Here is a 16,312-nt window from a genome sequence, read left to right on the forward strand (position 1 = left end):
CCATTGAACATGGCGCCCTGACCGGGCGCTGCACCATGTCCGCCTCGCCCCGCAAGATCATTCCGCTGGTTCCCCTGAACCCGCTCGGCCCGCCCGAACAGAAGATCCAGGCCCGTGCCGTCACCGGCCGCCACGCGCGCTGGCGCTGGGCGATGGTGTGGCTCACGCAGGCGTTCTTCTACGGCCTGCCGTGGCTGAACTTCAACCAGCGCCAGGCGGTGCTGTTCGACGTGGCGGGCGGGCGCTTCTACCTGTTCGGCGCGGTGCTCTATCCGCAGGACCTGATCTACCTGACCGCGCTGCTGGTGCTGTGCGCGCTGCTGCTGTTCGCGGCCACGGCGCTGGCCGGGCGCGTGTGGTGCGGCTTCGCCTGCCCGCAGACGGTCTACACGCAGATCTTCCAGTGGCTGGAGCTGCGCATCGAAGGCGATCGGCTGGCCCGCATGCGTCTGGACGCGCAAGCCTGGGACGCCGGGAAGCTGCGCCTGCGCACGGGCAAGCACCTGGCCTGGGCGGCCGTCAGCCTGTGGACGGGCTTGACCTTCGTGGGCTGGTTCACGCCGATCCGCGACCTGTCGACGGGCCTGCTGACCGCAAGCGGCATCGGTCCGTGGGAGGTCTTCTGGGTGCTGTTCTACAGCCTTGCCACCTACGGCAACGCCGGCTACCTGCGCGAGAAGGTGTGCCAGCACATGTGCCCCTACGGCCGCTTCCAGGGCTCGATGCTCGACCGCGACACCCTCATCGTCGGCTACGACAGCGCCCGGGGTGAACCGCGCGGTGCACGCGCGCGTGGCAGCGACGCCCAGGCGCTCAAGCTCGGCAGCTGCGTGGACTGCACGATCTGCGTGCAGGTCTGCCCGGTCGGCATCGACATCCGCGAGGGACTGCAAGCCCCCTGCATCAGCTGCGGCCTGTGCATCGACGCCTGCGACACCGTGATGGACAAGCTGCAGGCGCCACGCGGGCTGATCCGGTTTGCCTCGCAGCGTGAACTGGCGGGTGAGGCCGCGGCGGTGGGCTGGCGTGCGCAGTGGCGGCGCCCGCGCGTGCGGATCTACGCGGCACTGCTGCTGGGCGTGAGTGCTGCGCTGATGCTGGGCTTTGCCTCGCGCCCGACCTTGCGGGTCGATGCGATCCGCGACCGCGGCGTGCTTGCACGCCAGGGCGAAGACGGCCGCATCACCAATGTCTACCGACTGCAGGTGATGAACGCCAGCGAGCGGGCTCGGCGCATCGAGGTGCGGGTGGACGGGACGCCGGGCTTGCAGGTGGATACGCAGGTCGGCCGCACCCTGCTTGCTGCGCAGGCCCTGACCCTGCCGGTCACCCTCAGCTTGCCGCCCGCGCAGGCCGTGTCGCTGGCGGGGCGGATCGTGCCGATCCGGCTGCGGGTGGTGGACCTGGATCATGCGGCGCAGGAATTCGCCGCGGCCGACTCGACTTTCGTGATACCGCATTGAGCCACCCGTGATCGGCCGGTGCGCACCCGTTCGGGCATCTGCTGGCCAAACGCCGCCGGGTACGCAGGCCTGGTCCTGGCCATGGTGGCCTCGTTGTCGTCGCAGGGCAAGGTGTGCGTGAAAGCGGGGCAACTTCACAAGCTACAGTCACGGGACTGCTGTCGCTTGCGACCAGCGCCTTCTGAGCAGCGCTGCGAGACAGAGACCATCTGATGCAACGGCAGGTACTTGGCCCTGGACTCGAAGTTCAGGTGCGGAACATCGAATGAAGATCATGGAATTTCCCGGCAATCTCTATGTCGTCGCAGCGCCTTCCGGGGCGGGCAAATCGAGCCTGGTCAAGGCCCTGCTGGAACTGGATGCGCGCCTGATGGTGTCGGTCTCGCACACCACGCGCAAGCCGCGTGGCCAGGAGCAGGACGGCCGCGAATACTGGTTCATCCCGGAGCCGGCGTTCCGCGCCATGATCGCGCACGGCGACTTTTTCGAGTGGGCCGAGGTGCACGGCAACCTGTACGGCACCTCCCGCGCAGCGATCGAGGCCCGCCTGAAGGCGGGCGAGGATGTGGTGCTGGAGATCGACTTCCAGGGCGCTCTGCAGATCAAGCAGCTGTTCCCGATGGCGGTGCTGATCTTCATCCTGCCGCCGTCGTGGAGCGAGCTTCGTCAGCGTCTGCTGCGGCGCGGCGAGGATGCCGGCGAGGTGATCGAGCAGCGCATGGTCAACGCCCGTCACGAGGTGGCGCAGGCGCGGCATTTCGACTACATCGTCGTCAACGCGCTGTTCGAGACGGCGTTGTTCGACCTCAAGACCATCGTGCACGCACAACGGTTAAAATACGCGGCTCAGCGCCGCAGCCGCCCGGCTGTGTTCGACGCGCTGCAACTGTCCTGATGTCTCGCAATGCGCCCGCCGGGTGTGGTTGTCGACATCTTCTTGAGAGTGCCCATGGCCCGCATCACCGTTGAAGACTGTCTGCAGAAGATCCCCAACCGCTTCCAACTCGTGCTCGCGGCCACCTACCGTGCCCGCATGCTGAGCCAGGGCCACGCGCCCAAGGTCGAGACCAAGAACAAGCCTGGCGTGACGGCGCTGCGCGAAATCGCTGCCGGTGCGGTCGGCATCGAGATGCTGCGCAAGGTCCCGGGCTGAGCGGGTTTTCCTGCCGATATCGCCCCGGATGCCCGGTCTGCCGCTGCTCGCGCCGTACCGGGCTTGCCCTCGCGCAAGGCCCCTGCACGCCCTGCTGCCGGCTTGCACGCTAGAGTGAGTGCATGGTGTCCCGAGCTGCCGATGTCCTGCGTCGAATGTTTTTCCCGCCCTGGGTCGGGCGAGGGGCGGGTCGTCCCGCCGCGGGCGGAGAGGGGCCGGGTGCCCCGCCCAATGCGCCCAGGCGCGACCCGGTTCCGGGGGCGCACGGCGCCAGCGCCGCCTCTTTTGCGGCCCTGACGGGCAAGCTCGACTACCTGGACGAATCCGACGTCCGGCGGGTGCGTGACGCCTACCGCTTCGCCGACGAGGCCCACCTGGGCCAATACCGCGCCAGCGGTGAGCCCTACATCACCCATCCGATCGCGGTGGCCGGCCTGTGTGCCGACTGGAAGCTCGACGCCCAGGCCATCATGGCCGCGTTGATGCACGACGCGATGGAGGACTGCGGCATCACCAAGGTGCAGCTGGTCGAGCGCTTCGGCGCCGCCACCGCCGATCTGGTCGATGGCCTGACCAAGCTCGACAAGCTGCAGTTCTCGACCCGCGAGGAGTCGCAGGCCGAGTCCTTCCGCAAGATGCTGCTGGCGATGGCGCGTGATGTGCGCGTCATCCTGATCAAGCTCGCCGATCGCCTGCACAACATGCGGACGATGGAGGCGATGGCGGCCAACAAGCGCGGTCGCATCGCCCGCGAAACGCTCGAGATCTACGCGCCGATCGCGCACCGACTGGGGTTGAACCAGACCTATCGCGAGCTGCAGGAGCTGTCGTTCCGCTTCCTGCAGCCGTGGCGGCATGCCGCGCTGTTCAAGGCGGTGCAGCGCGCACGCGGCAATCGGCGCGATGTCGTCGAGCGGGTGCAGGCCGAGGTCGAGGCCGCGCTGTCGCAGGCGGCGCTGCCGGCACAGGTCTACGGGCGCGAGAAGACGATCCACTCGATCTACAGCAAGATGCGCGAGAAGCACCTGAGCTTCGCGCAGGTGAGCGACATCTTCGGCTTCCGCCTGGTGGTGACGACCTTGCCCGAGTGCTACCTGGCGCTGGGCGTGCTGCACCAGCTCTACAAGCCGGTGCCGGGCCGCTTCAAGGACTACATCGCCATCCCCAAGGCGAACGGCTACCAGAGCCTGCACACCACGGTGGTCAGCCCGGTGGGCACGGCGGTCGAGTTCCAGATCCGCACCGCCGCCATGCATGCGGTGGCCGAAGCCGGCATTGCCGCGCACTGGATGTACAAGACCCAGGCCAACGGCCCCGACGCGCCCGACGCGCAGCACCTGGGCAATATGTGGCTGCAGTCGCTGATCGACATCCAGAGCGAGACCCGCGATTCGGCCGAGTTTCTGGAGCACGTCAAGATCGACCTGTTCCCCGAGTCGGTCTACGTGTTCACGCCCAAGAGCCGGATCCTGGCGCTGCCGCGTGGCGCCACGGCGGTCGACTTCGCCTATGCGATCCACTCGCGGGTGGGCGATCACTGCGTGGCCGCGCGGGTCAACGGCGAGCCGGTGGCGCTGCGCACCGAACTGCGGTCGGGCGACGTGGTCGAGATCGTCACCGCGCCGTCGGCGCGGCCCAATCCGGCCTGGCTGAACTTCGTGCGCACCGGGCGGGCGCGTTCGAAGATCCGCCACTACCTCAAGAACATGGAAGCCGACGAGTCCTACGAACTCGGCTTCAAGCTGCTGGCCCAGGCGATGCGCGCCGAAGGCCTGCAGATGCCCGCCAGCGACGAGGACGCCACCGAAGCCGACAACGCGCTGTGGCAGGCCCTGGTGCGCTGGAGCGGCAACCGCCACCGGCGTGAACTGCTGGTCGACATCGGTCTGGGTCGCAAGATCGCCACCATCGTCGCCAAGCGGCTGGCCCGTCAGATGGCCGAGGACGGCCGGCGCCCCGATGCGCTCACGCTCAGCATGGGCCGCTACGCCACCGACAGCGACGCGCCGGCGCAAGGCACGGTGGTGATCGACGGCAGCGAGAACGCCACCGTGCAGCTGGCCACCTGCTGCCGGCCGATCCCGGGTGACGACATCGTCGGCTACCTGGGTCGCGGCGAAGGGCTGACCGTGCACACGGCCGATTGTTCGGTCGGCAAGCGCCTGTTCGAGCGCGACAGCGAACGCTGGCTGGCGGTCGAATGGTCGGAGCAGCCGCTGCGCCAGTTCCAGACCGCCGTGGCGGTGCTGGTGCTCAACGGCAAGGGCGTGCTCGGCGAGATCGCGCAGGCGGTCAGCCAGGCCGAGGCCGACATCGCCCACATCGAGATGGACCCGGTGCAGAGCGGCCAGACCTGCGAGCTGCGCCTGCTGCTGGCCGTGCGTGACCGCCAGCACCTCGCCGACGTGCTGCGCGTGGTGCGCCGGTCGCCGTCGGTCGAGCGGGTGGCGCGCATCAAGGGTTGAGCGGCGCCGGGTAGCTCACCTCGAGCACCTCGAGCCGCTCCAGGCCGCCGGGCGTCATCAGCTGCACCTCGTCGCCTTCGCGGGCCTTGATCAGCGCGCGCGCGATCGGCGACACCCAGCTCACTTCACCCTTCAGGCTGTCCGACTCGTCGATGCCCTTGATCGTGACCGTGCGCTCGTCGCCGCGCGAGTTGGCGTAGGTGACGGTGGCGCCGAAGAAGACCTGGTCGCTGCCATGGTGCAGCGACGGGTCGGCCACCTCGGCGATGTCGAGGCGCTTGGTCAGGAAACGGATGCGCCGATCGATCTCGCGCAGGCGCTTCTTGCCGTAGATGTAGTCGCCGTTCTCGGAGCGGTCGCCGTTCTTGGCGGCCCATGAAACCGCCTCGACCACCCGTGGGCGTTCCACATCCAGCAGGGTCATCAACTCCGCGCGCAGGCTCGACCAGCCCTGCGGCGTCATGTAGTTGCGTGCGCCAGCGGGCAGCGGGGGCAGGGCGCCGAGCGGGTCGTCGTCGTCTTCGTCGCCTGCGGATTCGCGGGTGAAAGCCTTGCTCATCGGGATACCGGTCAGCCCAACAGCGTTGTTGGCACGTTGAAGGAGGGGGGCAGGAGTTTCACTTCGGAACTGCAGATTTCGTGCTTCGGTTGTGGAACTTGTCACATTTTGTAAACTAGGGTCTTCAGTCCGGGGGGCTGGCTGCCGAAGACACAACAAGTCGCACAACTGAAACAAACACCGGAGGACTGCGATCTTGACTCAGCCGAGCTTGCCTGCCACCTCAACGAGGGCCCCCTATATGTCTCGACCCCATTTTGCTCCCGACCCCCTGGATCCCCTGCTCACGACCCGTGAAGCGGCGATGCGGCTGGGTGTCTCCCTGCGCACGGTCCAGCTCTGGGTAGAGGCCGGAACGCTGCCGGCCGGGCGCACGCCCGGCGGTCATCGCCGCATCCGGCTGTCCGCTGTCGAAGCCCTGGCGCAACGCAGCGGCCTGCGCGCCGCGGCCCAGTCCTCGCAGTCCCTGCAGCCGGTCATCACGCCGCTGGACGTCCTGCTGGTGGCCGCCAGCGTCGACCAGCTGCAGGTCTGGCAGGAGGCGCTGATGCCCTTGAACGGCGTGATCGCTGTCAGAGGTGCAAACAACGGTTACACCGGCTTACTTCAGTTGGGACGAAAAACGCCAGACCTGCTGATCACCGATCTCGCCATGCCTGATATCGACGGCTACGCGATGTTGTTGACCCTGGCCGGCCTGCACGACTACTCCGCCTTGCGTGTCCTGGCCATCACGGCACACACGCCGCAGCAGATTGCCGAACGGGGCGGCTTGCCCGAGCGCGTGCGGGTGCTGCATCAGCCGGTGCCGGCGATCGCGGTGCGCACCTGGGTCGAGGGCGAACTGGCTCGGCTCGGCCGCACCCCTCACCCCGCCCTGCTGGGCTGATGGCGCTCGCCCGGCGGGTTCGCCGAGCGGGCCGTGTCGCCGCCGATGTCCCTGTGGGACGGCTTTGCGCTGCAGCCGAGATACCCTTGCGGCAGACCTTTGCGCAGGAAAACCGAACATGACTCACCGCATCCTCATCGTCGAAGACCAGGTGGACATCCGGAAACTGATCCGGATGACCCTGGAGTTCGGCGATTTCGAAATCCATGAAGCGCCCGATGGCGAGAGCGGGCTGGCCCTGGCGCAAAGCGTGCGCCCGCACCTGATGCTGCTCGACGTGATGATGCCGGGCCTGCTCGACGGCTATCAGGTGTGCCGGCGCATCAAGCAGGATCCCGAGCTGCGCGGCATCCAGATCATCATGCTGACCGCACGTGGCCAGACCGCCGATGTCAGTGCCGGCGAGCAGTCCGGGGCGGACGCCTACCTGGTCAAGCCCTTCAGCCCGCTCGAACTGATCGACCGGGTCGAGGCGATGGTGTCGCAGCCGGCCGGTTCCTGAACGAGACACGCTTCTTTACGCCCGCTGCAACAATCGGCGAAGGCGCACGGGCATCATCGGCGGATCGAAACGGAGGGTGATCCGGGTGGCCGGACATGGCGATGACGACTCGTGTACTGCTGATCGACGACGATGCGCGCCTGACCCACATGGTGCGCGACTACCTGCAGGCGGCCGGCCACGTCGTCAGCGTCGCCGGGGATCTGGCGGGCGGCCGTGGGCTGCTGCAGCGCGAGAGCTTCGACGCGCTCATCCTCGACCTGATGCTGCCCGACGGCGACGGCCTCGACCTGACCCGCGAACTGCGCGCCGACAGCCGCTGGCGCAGCCTGCCGCTGCTGATGCTGACCGCGCGCGGCGAGCCGCTCGACCGCATCGTCGGTCTCGAACTCGGCGCCGACGACTACCTGCCCAAACCCTTCGAGCCGCGCGAGCTGCTGGCGCGTCTGAAGGCCCTGCTGCGCCGTGCCAGCGTGCAGGCGGACGACACCACGCTGCGCTTCGGCCGGCTCGAGGTCGATGCCAACGCGCGCCAGGTGCGCATCGACGGCGCCGTCTGCGAGCTGACGGGCTACCAGTTCGACATCCTGCTGGTGCTGGCCCAGAGCCCCGGCCGGGTGCTCACGCGCGACCAGATCATGGACGCGCTCAAGGGCCATCCGATGGATGCGTTCGACCGCAGCATCGACGTCCACATCTCGCGCATCCGCGCCGCCATCGAGGTCGATCCCAAGACGCCGCGGCGCATCCTGACGGTGCGTGGCGCGGGCTACGTGTTCGCCCGCAAGCAGGACGCCGAAGCGGCCTGATCGATCCCCTCGACCGGTCCACCGGTCGGCCGGCCATGCCCATCCGCAATCTCTATCTCAGCATCTACCTCACGGTGGTGGCCGTGCTGCTGGCGTTCGCGCTGGTGGCCGGGCTGCTGGTGCGCAGCCATGTGGGCGGCGAGCGCGAGCGCATCGAGTCGGGCATCAACCGGCGCACGCTGGCGCTGGGCGAGCTGCTGGCCAACAGCCTGCCCGAAGCCGGCACGCCGCTGGCCGAGCAGGCCGCCGCGGTGCAGGACTGGGAGCAGCGCATGCGGGTGCCGCTGGCGCTCGACGACAGCGCCGGCCGGCGCATCGCCGCCTCGCCCGTCTTCGAGCGTTTGCAGGATGACGGCGAAACGACGGTGCGGATTCCGCTCAGCGACGGCCGCACGCTGTGGCTGGCACGCCCGCCGCGGCGGTCGGACGGTTTCGGCCGTCCGCCGCGACCGATCCTCGACGAGGCCGCCTTGCTGCTGACATTGCTGGCGGCGCTGTTCGTCGCGGTGGCGGCGGGCTCCTACCCGGTGGTGCGGCGACTCACGCGGCGGCTCGAGGCGCTCAAGCAGGGCGTGCAGACCTTCGGCGGCGGCGATCTGGCGCATCGGCTGGCGGTCGACGGCAACGACGAGGTGGCGGCGGTGGCACGCAGCTTCAACCAGGCGGCCCAGCGCATCGACGACCTGGTGCGGGCCAACCGCTCGCTGCTGGCCAACGCCAGCCACGAGCTGCGCTCGCCGCTGGCGCGGCTGAAGATGGCGGTCGAGATGATCGAGGGCGCGGCACCGGATCGACGCGCCGACCTCAAGCGCGAGATCGATCGGGACATCCGCGAGCTCGACGCCCTGGTCGAGGAGGTGCTGCTCGCCAGTCGGCTCGACGCCCAGAGCGAGCTGCAGCGCGAGGCGGTCGACCTGCTCGGCCTGCTGGCCGAGGAGGGTGCACGCGTGGGGGCGCTGGTCGACGGCGCACCGCTGCGCGCCCTGGCCGATGAGCGCCTGCTGCACCGGGCGATGCGCAATCTGCTCGAGAACGCCCGGCGCTACGGCGGCGGCGAGATCGAGGCGGACGTGCAGCTCGACGCCACCGGCGCCGTGGCGATGCGGGTCCGTGACCGGGGCCCGGGTGTGCCCGAGGCGCATCGCGAGCGTGTCTTCGAGCCGTTTTTCCGCCTGCCCGGCCACGCCGAATATGCCGGTGGCGTCGGCTTGGGGCTGTCGCTGGTGCGCCAGATCGCCGCGCGCCACGGCGGCACGGTGCGCTGCGAAGCGCGCGAGGGCGGTGGCAGCTGCTTCGTGTTGACGCTGCCGGCCGACGTGGTCGTCAGGTGAGGCTGCCCGGATCCGGGTGGTCGATGCCTCGGCTCAGCTGGGCCCGTTCGGCGTAGCGATTGAAGCGCCAGGCCGTGCCCTCTTGCGTGATGCGGTGCCAGACGTGGCGCTTTTCGGCCGGGCTGAAGGTCGTCCAGTGCTGCACTTCATCGAAGCTGCGGCCGCACCCCTTGCAGACGGCGTCGCCCTGGGTGGTCGAGCAGATCGCGATGCAGGGCGCATCGGGCGTGCTGTCGTACCAAGCCAGCCAGGCCGTGCGGGCGGCCGGCGGGATGCTGCGCTCGTCGCACTCGTGGTCGCGGTGGTAGACGAGCAGGGCGTAGACCTCGGCCAGCGCGCGCAACTCGGCGCACAGGCTGACGCCGTCGGGCGAAGGCGATCGCTGGCGCCACCAGTTGATGGCCGCCTCGATGTCGGTGATGTGGATGCCGGCCATGTCGGGCGGGCCGCAGCGTCGGGTGCCCGCGGCCGTCCGTCGTTCAGCGGCCGAGCAGGCCGCCGAGGCCTTGTTGCAGCAGGCCCGACAGGTCGGTGCCTGCGCCGCTCGGCAACTGGCCGTCCGGTGTCAGTGCGTCCACCACCTTGGGCAGCAGCGACGCGATCTGGCCGGCCGCCTGTTGCGGGTCGACGCCGACCGACTGGGCAAAACGCCCGATGGTCTCGTGGTCGAACACCTGGCCGATCTGCTCGGCCGTGACCGGCAGGTTCGGCCCGGTCGAAACCCAGGAGGCCACCACCTCGCTCAAGCCGCTTTCCTGGAACTTCTGCACCAGCCCGGCCAGGCCAGCCGCGCCGCCTTCGCCACCACCGAGCAGGCCTGACAGGCCATCCATCAGGTTGCCGGACGATCCGCCCGACTGGCCCAGCACCTGGCCGAGTGCGCCGCCGGCAGCTTGCGTGGCTGCGCCCAGCATCGAATCAAACAGACCCATTGCGTGTTTCCTTCGTGTTGGTGACACCGCGGCGGGTGTCGTTTTCGGAGTGTAGGGCGCAGGGCCGTTCAGTACGCGAGTCCCATGGCCAGGCGCACGTCCTTCATGGTCTGGCGCGCCACCAGGCGGGCGCGTTCGGTGCCGGCCTCGACCAGCCAGTGGACCTTCTTCGGTTCGTCCAGGTAGGCGGCGGCGCGTTCGCGCCACGGCGCCTGCTCGGCGATCACGGCGTCGATCACCGGCTGCTTGCAGTCCAGGCAGCCGATGCCGGCGCTGGTGCAGCCCTGGACGACCCAGTCCTTGACCTCGGGCGTCGAATAGACCTGATGGAACTGCCAGACCGGGCAGCGCTCCGGGTCGCCCGGATCGGTGCGGCGGCCGCGCTGCGGGTCGGTCTTCATGCCGCGGATCTTGCGGGTGACTTCGGCCGGCTCCTCGCGCATGGCGATGGTGTTGCCGTAGCTCTTGCTCATCTTGGCGCCGTCCAGGCCGGGCAGCTTGGCGGTCTCGGTCAGCAGCACCTGCGGCTCGGGCAGCACGGTCTTGCCGCTGCCCTTGAGGTGGCCGAGCAGCAGCTCGGTCTCGTCCTCGGTCCAGTCGGCGACGTTGGCGGCGGCCTTGCGCACGATCGCCTCGCCTTTGGCGATCGCCTCGGCCGAGCCGGTCTCGCCGTAGGCCTTGCGCTGCTTCTCGTAGTAGCGCGCGTCGTCCTTGCCCAGGCGCACGATGGCCGCGGCGATCTTCTGCTCGAAGCCGGGGATGCGGCCGTACAGGTGGTTGAAGCGGCGCGCCACCTCGCGCGTGATCTCGACGTGCGGCGCCTGGTCTTCACCGACCGGCACGTAGGCGGCCTTGTAGATCAGGATGTCGGCCGCCTGCAGCAGCGGGTAGCCGAGGAAGCCGTAGGTCGCGAGGTCGCGGTCCTTCAACTTCTCCATCTGGTCCTTGTAGGTCGGCATGCGCTCCAGCCAGGCCAGCGGCGTGCCCATCGCCAGCAGCGTGAACAGCTCGGCGTGTTCGGGCAGGCGGCTCTGGATGAAGAGCGTGGCGCGCTCGGGGTCGACGCCGGCGGCGAGCCAGTCGATCACCATGTCGTAGACGTTGCGCTCGATGACCTCGCGGTCTTCATAGTGCGTGGTCAGCGCGTGCCAGTCGGCCACGAAGTAGAAGCAGTCGTAGTCGTCCTGCAGGCGCACCCAGTTCTTGAGGGCGCCGTGATAGTGACCGAGGTGCAGGGCGCCGGTGGGGCGCATGCCGGAGAGGACGCGTGATTTCATGGGGCGCTGGCCGGTTGCGAGCTGTCGAGGGGATGCTTTTGATTGTAGGCAGCCGGCCGGGCCGGCCTCGCTACACTCGCCCACCCATGAAACGCATCGTGATCCTGATCTCCGGCGGCGGCTCGAACATGAAGGCCATCCATCAGGCCTGCATGGCCGAGGGCTGGCCGGCGCGCGTGGTGGCGGTGCTGAGCAACCGGGCCGAGTCCGGCGGGATCGCGTGGGCGCGCGAGCAGGGCATCGAGACGGCCGTGCTCGACCACCGCGGCCATCCCGATCGCACCAGCTTCGACACCGCGCTGGCGGCCGAGATCGATCGCCATGCGCCCGATCTGGTGGTGCTCGCCGGCTTCATGCGCATCCTGACGCCGGCGTTCGTCTCGCATTACGCCGGGCGGCTGCTCAATGTGCATCCGTCGCTGCTGCCGGCGTTCACCGGCCTGCACACCCACCAGCGCGCCATCGACGCCGGCTGCAAGCTCGCCGGCGCCACGGTGCATTTCGTGACCGCCGAGCTCGACCACGGGCCGATCGTCGCCCAGGCGGCGGTTCCGGTGCTGGCCGGCGATGACGCGGCCTCGCTGGCGGCGCGCGTGCTGGTCCAGGAGCACCGCATCTACCCGCAGGCGGTGGCCTGGTTCGTGCGCGACGAACTGCGACTCGACAACGGTCGCGTGACCCACACCGCTGGAGCGCCGCAGTGGCGCATGAGCTGACCCATCGGCCGAGCGCAAGCCGCCAAGGAATCCTGAATGACCCCCAAAGCCCTGTTCGCGCTGTGTGACGAACTCCTGCACGAAGTGCTGCGCTTCACCCAGCCGGCCGATGCCGTGGTGTCGGCGTTCTTCCGCCGCCAGCGCGCGCTCGGTGTGCGCGAGCGCCACACGCTGGCCGAGACGGTCTATGCCGTGGTGCGTGAGCGGCTGCGCTATCAGTACCTGGCCAAGTCCGGCACCGGCTCGCTCGAGCGCCGGCTGATCCTGCTGGCCTGGCAGGGCAGCGACAGCTACATGCACGCGGTCGCCACGCCCGACGAGCTCAAGTGGGTCGCCACGGTCAAGCTGCTCAGCCTGGCCAAGCAGCCCGACAACCTGCGCCACAACCTGCCCGAATGGCTGGCCGAGGCACTCAAGCAGGAGCTGGGCGACCAGTTCTGGCCGCTGGCCGAGAGCCTGATGAAGCCGGCCGGCCTCGACCTGCGCGCCAACCTGCTGAAGTCGCGCCGCGACGAGGTTCGGGCGACGCTGGCCGAAGAAGGCATCGCGACCGAGCCGACGCCGTTTTCGCCCTGGGGCCTGCGCACCACCGGCAAGCCGACGCTCAACCGCACCGAGACCTTCACCCGCGGCGAGGTCGAGGTGCAGGACGAGGGCAGCCAGCTGCTCGCCCTGCTGACCGAAGCGCGGCGTGGCGAGATGGTGGTCGACTTCTGCGCCGGCGCCGGCGGCAAGACGCTGGCGCTGGGCGCGATGATGCGCAACACCGGCCGGCTGTACGCCTTCGACGTCTCGGCCCACCGGCTCGCGGCGCTCAAGCCGCGGCTGGCGCGCAGCGGGCTGTCGAACGTCTACCCGGCCGGCATCGCGCACGAACGCGACGACCGCATCAAGCGCCTGGGCGGCAAGATCGACCGGGTGCTGGTCGATGCGCCGTGTTCGGGCCTGGGCACGCTGCGCCGCAATCCCGATCTGAAGTGGCGTCAGAGCCCGCAGTCGGTGGCCGAACTGGTGGCCAAGCAGACGGCCATCCTGGCCAGCGCCAGCCGCCTGCTCAAGCCGGGCGGCCGGCTGGTCTACGCCACCTGCAGCCTGCTGAAGGCCGAGAACGAAGAGATCGCGGCGGCGTTCAGTGCGGCCCATCCGGATTTCGAGCCGCTCGACGCTGCCGAGGTGCTGGCGCGCCAGAACGTGCCCGACGCCGCCACGCTGACGAGCAACGGCTACCTGCGCCTGTGGCCGCACCAGCACGCCACGGACGGCTTCTTCGCAGCCGTCTGGCAGCGTCGCTGAACCCCGTCGCAGCGCCTTCGGGGCGTCGCGAGGCCCGGGCCGCTGCGGTCGGGAATGCCCCTGATCGAGCGGGGCTTCGGGTGTGGGTGCTCAGGAGGCCCCCACTACAATGCCGCGCCGGCTATCGATAAGCTGGTCGTCTGCCGCCGGTTTGCGGCAGCCTTGTAGCTACCGCGCCTTGCGCATTGAAGGTTGTCGATGACCGAACTTTCCTCGATCTGGTATTCGCTGATCAACTGGCTGTCCGACGGCCTGTTGGGTTTGGGCGGATGGCAGATCCTCGTGGTGACCCTGGTGTTCACGCACCTGACGATTGCGGCCGTCACCATCTACCTGCACCGCAGCCAGGCGCATCGCTCGCTCGACCTGCACGCGATTCCCTCGCATTTCTTCCGCTTCTGGCTCTGGATGACCACCGGCATGGTCACCAAGGAGTGGGTCGCCATCCACCGCAAGCACCACGCCAAGTGCGAGACCGTCGACGACCCGCACAGCCCGGTCGCACACGGCATCAAGACCGTGCTGCTGACCGGCAGCGAGCTCTATCGCGCCGAAGCGAAGAACCGGGAAACCCTCGCCAAGTACGGCCACGGCGCACCGAACGACTGGATCGAGCGCAACGTCTACACCCGCCACAGCGCGATGGGCGTGGCGCTGATGCTGATCATCAACGTGCTGCTGTTCGGCGCGATCGGTGTCACGGTCTGGGCGGTGCAGATGATCTGGATCCCGATCACGGCGGCCGGCATCATCAACGGCATCGGTCACTTCTGGGGCTATCGCAACTTCGAGGCGGTCGACGCGTCGACCAACGTGTCGCCCTGGGGCCTGATCATCGGCGGCGAAGAGCTGCACAACAACCACCACACCTACCCGACCTCGGCCAAGCTGTCGGTCAAGCCCTACGAGTTCGACATCGGCTGGGCCTACATCCGCGCGCTGGAGATGGTCGGCCTGGCCAAGGTGCGCAAGACGCCGCCGCAGCTCAAGCTGGGCGTGGTCAAGGCCGTGGCCGACAACCAGACGCTCGAGGCGCTGATCGCCAACCGCTACGAAGTGATGGCGAAGTACGCCGGCGGCCTCAAGCAGGCGTGTGCCGACGAGCTCGATCGCCTGCGCGCGCAGGGCAAGCAGAACACCGAAGGCTGGTCGAACATGCGCCTGGCCAAGCGCTGGCTGCACCGTGATGCAGAGAAGATTCCTGCGGCCGTCAAGGCGCAGGTCGCCAGTGCCTGCGGGCAGAGCGCCGACCTGTCCCAGCTGGTGACGATGCGCGAAGAGCTGCGTCAGCTGTGGACACGTACCAACGTTTCGGCTGAACAGCTGGTCGCCGATCTGCAGGCCTGGTGCCACCGCGCCGAGAACAGCGGCATTGCCGCCTTGCAGGATTTCGCCCGCACGCTGCGTGCCGCGCGCGCCTGACACGCTGCTTTCACGGCTGCCGCGAGCCGTGCATGTCCGTCACTCGGGTGGGCGACGTACAACAATCAACCCGGAATCGTGGATTGAACGCGGATTCTGATTGGGCTAGTCTGCCAACCGTTCTGCCGCAACGCGGCATCGAGTCGAGGTAGAAGCTGGCGCAGCTTGGACGCGACGGCCGGGCTGCTCACCAGCAACACCCAGCCGTTGTCGTCGGTCGGGCCGGGTCTGACTGACGCCAACAATCCAGAAGGGATCAACGGACGGATCACGTTCATGCGTGCATGGGCGTCGGCCAGTTTCTGCTGCAGATGCAGCAGCGGCTGACAGTGGTCCAGCGCTTGCCTGAGCGGCAATGCATCCGGAACAAGTGCACGGCGATCCGCTTTCATATCAGGAGTGTAGTGACGATGGATATTTTGATCACCCATGGCGGGCTCGCGCGTACGCGCTCTTTCCATGTCGGCCCCCTGCAGTTGGGCGTGATCGTGGCGACGTTCGTCCTGGCGATGATGATGATGTCGGGCACCATCTACCACTTCATCTTCCTCAAGGCCGCCCGCGAAGGCTGGCCGGTGGTCAGTCACCTGACGGGGCTGGTGGTGCGTGATGAAACCGAGCAGCGTGACCGGTTCCTGCGCGAGAACCTCGACGCGATGGCGCAGAAGGTCGGCGAAATGCAGGCCAAGGTCGTCAAGCTCGAGGCGATGGGCGAGCGTGTTGCCGGCCTGGCGGGCATCAAGCCCGAGGAGCTGCGGGTTGTGGAGACGCTCGGCGAGAAGCCCCTGGGGGGCGGCGAAGCCGCCACGGTCGAAGGTGGTCGTGGCGGGCCCTATGTGCCGGTGTCGTCGCCCTCGATGGTGCAGCTCAACTCGGTGGTCGACGCGCTCGAGCTTCAGGCCGCGCGCAGCGGCGACGTGTTCACCCTGACCGAATCGCGACTGCTCGAGCGCCGGCTCGAGATGATGATGGTGCCCAGCGCGCCGCCGGTCCGCGGCCCGATCGGTTCGGGCTTCGGCTTCCGCCTCGATCCGTTCACGCGGCATGCCGCGCTGCACACCGGTCTTGATTTTCCGGCCCCGCAGGGAACGCCGATCCACGCTGCGGCAGGTGGCGTCGTGCTCAATGCCGAATCCCAGGGCGCTTATGGCCAGGCCGTCGAGATCGACCACGGCAATGGCCTGGTCACCCGTTATGCCCACACATCGAAGTTCCATGTCCGCCCCGGTGAAGTGGTGCGGCGTGGCCAGTTGATCGCCAATGTCGGCAACACCGGGCGCTCGACCGGGGCGCACCTGCATTTCGAGGTGCTGCTCAACGGCGTGCAGCAGAATCCGGCGCGCTTCCTGGCGCGTGGCGAGGACCTGTCCCTGAAGGAACAGACCGCAGAAGCGTCGCCCGAGCGCCGCTCCGGCAAGCGCAAGACCCGGTGATAAACTGATTTGTCCTGTGGAAGTGCCTGGGTCGCCGTCTCGGATGGCCCGTTCACGCGAGCGTTTGA

The 16,312-nt window shown here is 68.5% G+C and carries 17 protein-coding genes; 12 read left to right on the forward strand and 5 right to left on the reverse strand.

From position 1 onward, the window contains the following. Positions 1–35: 35 nt before the first annotated feature. From ccoG to LCHO_RS03665, 4 genes are all read left to right on the forward strand, one after another. Positions 36–1,463, forward strand: a complete 1,428-nt coding sequence (ccoG, locus tag LCHO_RS03650) for a cytochrome c oxidase accessory protein CcoG (protein WP_012345763.1) — start codon at positions 36–38, stop codon at positions 1,461–1,463. Positions 1,464–1,737: 274 nt separating this feature from the next. Continuing rightward, positions 1,738–2,358 (forward strand): guanylate kinase, encoded by a 621-nt coding sequence (gene gmk, locus LCHO_RS03655; protein ID WP_043704814.1) that lies wholly within the window; start codon positions 1,738–1,740, stop codon positions 2,356–2,358. 54 nt (positions 2,359–2,412) lie between these two features. After that, the gene (gene rpoZ / locus LCHO_RS03660; protein WP_012345765.1) at positions 2,413–2,616 is read left to right on the forward strand and encodes a DNA-directed RNA polymerase subunit omega; all 204 of its coding nucleotides are present in this window, start codon (positions 2,413–2,415) and stop codon (positions 2,614–2,616) included. Between the two features lie 155 nt (positions 2,617–2,771). Beyond that, a complete protein-coding gene (locus tag LCHO_RS03665; protein WP_012345766.1) occupies positions 2,772–5,081 on the forward strand; it encodes a RelA/SpoT family protein in 2,310 nt (769 codons plus the stop codon). Here the strand turns inward: LCHO_RS03665 and greB are convergent. Then, positions 5,071–5,640: a transcription elongation factor GreB gene (gene greB / locus LCHO_RS03670; protein ID WP_012345767.1), complete on the reverse strand. Its 570-nt coding sequence runs from the start codon at positions 5,638–5,640 to the stop codon at positions 5,071–5,073. The genes LCHO_RS03665 and greB overlap by 11 nt on opposite strands. Before the next feature lie 196 nt (positions 5,641–5,836). Here greB and LCHO_RS03675 point away from each other — a divergent pair, with 196 nt between their 5' ends. The 4 genes from LCHO_RS03675 (at position 5,837) to LCHO_RS03690 (ending at position 9,171) form a co-directional block, all read left to right on the forward strand. Then, a complete protein-coding gene (locus tag LCHO_RS03675; RefSeq protein ID WP_150105407.1) occupies positions 5,837–6,529 on the forward strand; it encodes an excisionase family DNA-binding protein in 693 nt (230 codons plus the stop codon). Between the two features lie 118 nt (positions 6,530–6,647). Continuing rightward, complete coding sequence (locus tag LCHO_RS03680; protein WP_012345769.1) at positions 6,648–7,031, forward strand: response regulator transcription factor; 384 nt, start codon at positions 6,648–6,650, stop codon at positions 7,029–7,031. 101 nt (positions 7,032–7,132) lie between these two features. Further along, positions 7,133–7,840: a response regulator gene (locus tag LCHO_RS03685; RefSeq protein WP_012345770.1), complete on the forward strand. Its 708-nt coding sequence runs from the start codon at positions 7,133–7,135 to the stop codon at positions 7,838–7,840. A 35-nt stretch (positions 7,841–7,875) separates the two neighbouring features. Then, positions 7,876–9,171: a HAMP domain-containing sensor histidine kinase gene (locus tag LCHO_RS03690; RefSeq protein WP_012345771.1), complete on the forward strand. Its 1,296-nt coding sequence runs from the start codon at positions 7,876–7,878 to the stop codon at positions 9,169–9,171. On the opposite strand, the gene LCHO_RS03695 is transcribed toward LCHO_RS03690, so the two are convergent. The 3 genes from LCHO_RS03695 to LCHO_RS03705 all read right to left on the reverse strand — a co-directional run bounded on the left by LCHO_RS03695 (position 9,164) and on the right by LCHO_RS03705 (position 11,380). After that, the gene (locus tag LCHO_RS03695) at positions 9,164–9,607 is read right to left on the reverse strand and encodes a DUF3717 domain-containing protein (protein WP_012345772.1); all 444 of its coding nucleotides are present in this window, start codon (positions 9,605–9,607) and stop codon (positions 9,164–9,166) included. The genes LCHO_RS03690 and LCHO_RS03695 overlap by 8 nt on opposite strands. 43 nt (positions 9,608–9,650) lie before the next feature. Further along, positions 9,651–10,103 carry a YidB family protein gene (locus tag LCHO_RS03700; RefSeq protein ID WP_012345773.1) on the reverse strand — a complete coding sequence of 151 codons (453 nt, stop codon included), beginning with the start codon at positions 10,101–10,103 and terminating at the stop codon, positions 9,651–9,653. A gap of 68 nt (positions 10,104–10,171) precedes the next feature. Beyond that, the gene (locus LCHO_RS03705; protein WP_012345774.1) at positions 10,172–11,380 is read right to left on the reverse strand and encodes a tryptophan--tRNA ligase; all 1,209 of its coding nucleotides are present in this window, start codon (positions 11,378–11,380) and stop codon (positions 10,172–10,174) included. 86 nt (positions 11,381–11,466) lie between these two features. On the opposite strand from LCHO_RS03705, the gene purN reads away from it, so the two are divergent. The 3 genes from purN to LCHO_RS03720 all read left to right on the forward strand — a co-directional run bounded on the left by purN (position 11,467) and on the right by LCHO_RS03720 (position 14,811). Then, entirely contained in the window at positions 11,467–12,096 is a 630-nt protein-coding gene (purN, locus tag LCHO_RS03710) for a phosphoribosylglycinamide formyltransferase (RefSeq protein ID WP_012345775.1), read from the forward strand. A gap of 36 nt (positions 12,097–12,132) precedes the next feature. After that, on the forward strand, positions 12,133–13,389 hold the full coding sequence (locus tag LCHO_RS03715; RefSeq protein WP_012345776.1) for an RsmB/NOP family class I SAM-dependent RNA methyltransferase: 1,257 nt from the start codon (positions 12,133–12,135) through the stop codon (positions 13,387–13,389). A gap of 198 nt (positions 13,390–13,587) precedes the next feature. Then, complete coding sequence (locus LCHO_RS03720) at positions 13,588–14,811, forward strand: DesA family fatty acid desaturase (RefSeq protein WP_012345777.1); 1,224 nt, start codon at positions 13,588–13,590, stop codon at positions 14,809–14,811. A 65-nt stretch (positions 14,812–14,876) separates the two neighbouring features. On the opposite strand, the gene LCHO_RS22610 is transcribed toward LCHO_RS03720, so the two are convergent. Then, a complete protein-coding gene (locus tag LCHO_RS22610; protein ID WP_223210498.1) occupies positions 14,877–15,089 on the reverse strand; it encodes a hypothetical protein in 213 nt (70 codons plus the stop codon). Between the two features lie 132 nt (positions 15,090–15,221). Between LCHO_RS22610 and LCHO_RS03725 the strand changes: the two genes are divergently transcribed. Further along, complete coding sequence (locus LCHO_RS03725; RefSeq protein WP_012345779.1) at positions 15,222–16,244, forward strand: M23 family metallopeptidase; 1,023 nt, start codon at positions 15,222–15,224, stop codon at positions 16,242–16,244. Positions 16,245–16,312 lie beyond the last annotated feature (68 nt).

It is taken from the genome of Leptothrix cholodnii SP-6, from assembly GCF_000019785.1.
Taxonomy (GTDB): domain Bacteria; phylum Pseudomonadota; class Gammaproteobacteria; order Burkholderiales; family Burkholderiaceae_C; genus Sphaerotilus; species Sphaerotilus cholodnii.

Coding starts and splice junctions, on each gene's coding strand:
- ccoG (WP_012345763.1), top strand. CDS start 36: ATGTCCGCCTCGCCCCGCAAGATCATTCCGCTGGTTCCCCTGAACCCG.
- gmk (WP_043704814.1), top strand. CDS start 1,738: ATGGAATTTCCCGGCAATCTCTATGTCGTCGCAGCGCCTTCCGGGGCG.
- rpoZ (WP_012345765.1), top strand. CDS start 2,413: ATGGCCCGCATCACCGTTGAAGACTGTCTGCAGAAGATCCCCAACCGC.
- LCHO_RS03665 (WP_012345766.1), top strand. CDS start 2,772: ATGTTTTTCCCGCCCTGGGTCGGGCGAGGGGCGGGTCGTCCCGCCGCG.
- greB (WP_012345767.1), bottom strand. CDS start 5,640: ATGAGCAAGGCTTTCACCCGCGAATCCGCAGGCGACGAAGACGACGAC.
- LCHO_RS03680 (WP_012345769.1), top strand. CDS start 6,648: ATGACTCACCGCATCCTCATCGTCGAAGACCAGGTGGACATCCGGAAA.
- LCHO_RS03685 (WP_012345770.1), top strand. CDS start 7,133: ATGACGACTCGTGTACTGCTGATCGACGACGATGCGCGCCTGACCCAC.
- LCHO_RS03690 (WP_012345771.1), top strand. CDS start 7,876: ATGCCCATCCGCAATCTCTATCTCAGCATCTACCTCACGGTGGTGGCC.
- LCHO_RS03695 (WP_012345772.1), bottom strand. CDS start 9,607: ATGGCCGGCATCCACATCACCGACATCGAGGCGGCCATCAACTGGTGG.
- LCHO_RS03700 (WP_012345773.1), bottom strand. CDS start 10,103: ATGGGTCTGTTTGATTCGATGCTGGGCGCAGCCACGCAAGCTGCCGGC.
- LCHO_RS03705 (WP_012345774.1), bottom strand. CDS start 11,380: ATGAAATCACGCGTCCTCTCCGGCATGCGCCCCACCGGCGCCCTGCAC.
- purN (WP_012345775.1), top strand. CDS start 11,467: ATGAAACGCATCGTGATCCTGATCTCCGGCGGCGGCTCGAACATGAAG.
- LCHO_RS03715 (WP_012345776.1), top strand. CDS start 12,133: ATGACCCCCAAAGCCCTGTTCGCGCTGTGTGACGAACTCCTGCACGAA.
- LCHO_RS03720 (WP_012345777.1), top strand. CDS start 13,588: ATGACCGAACTTTCCTCGATCTGGTATTCGCTGATCAACTGGCTGTCC.
- LCHO_RS22610 (WP_223210498.1), bottom strand. CDS start 15,089: ATGAACGTGATCCGTCCGTTGATCCCTTCTGGATTGTTGGCGTCAGTC.
- LCHO_RS03725 (WP_012345779.1), top strand. CDS start 15,222: ATGGATATTTTGATCACCCATGGCGGGCTCGCGCGTACGCGCTCTTTC.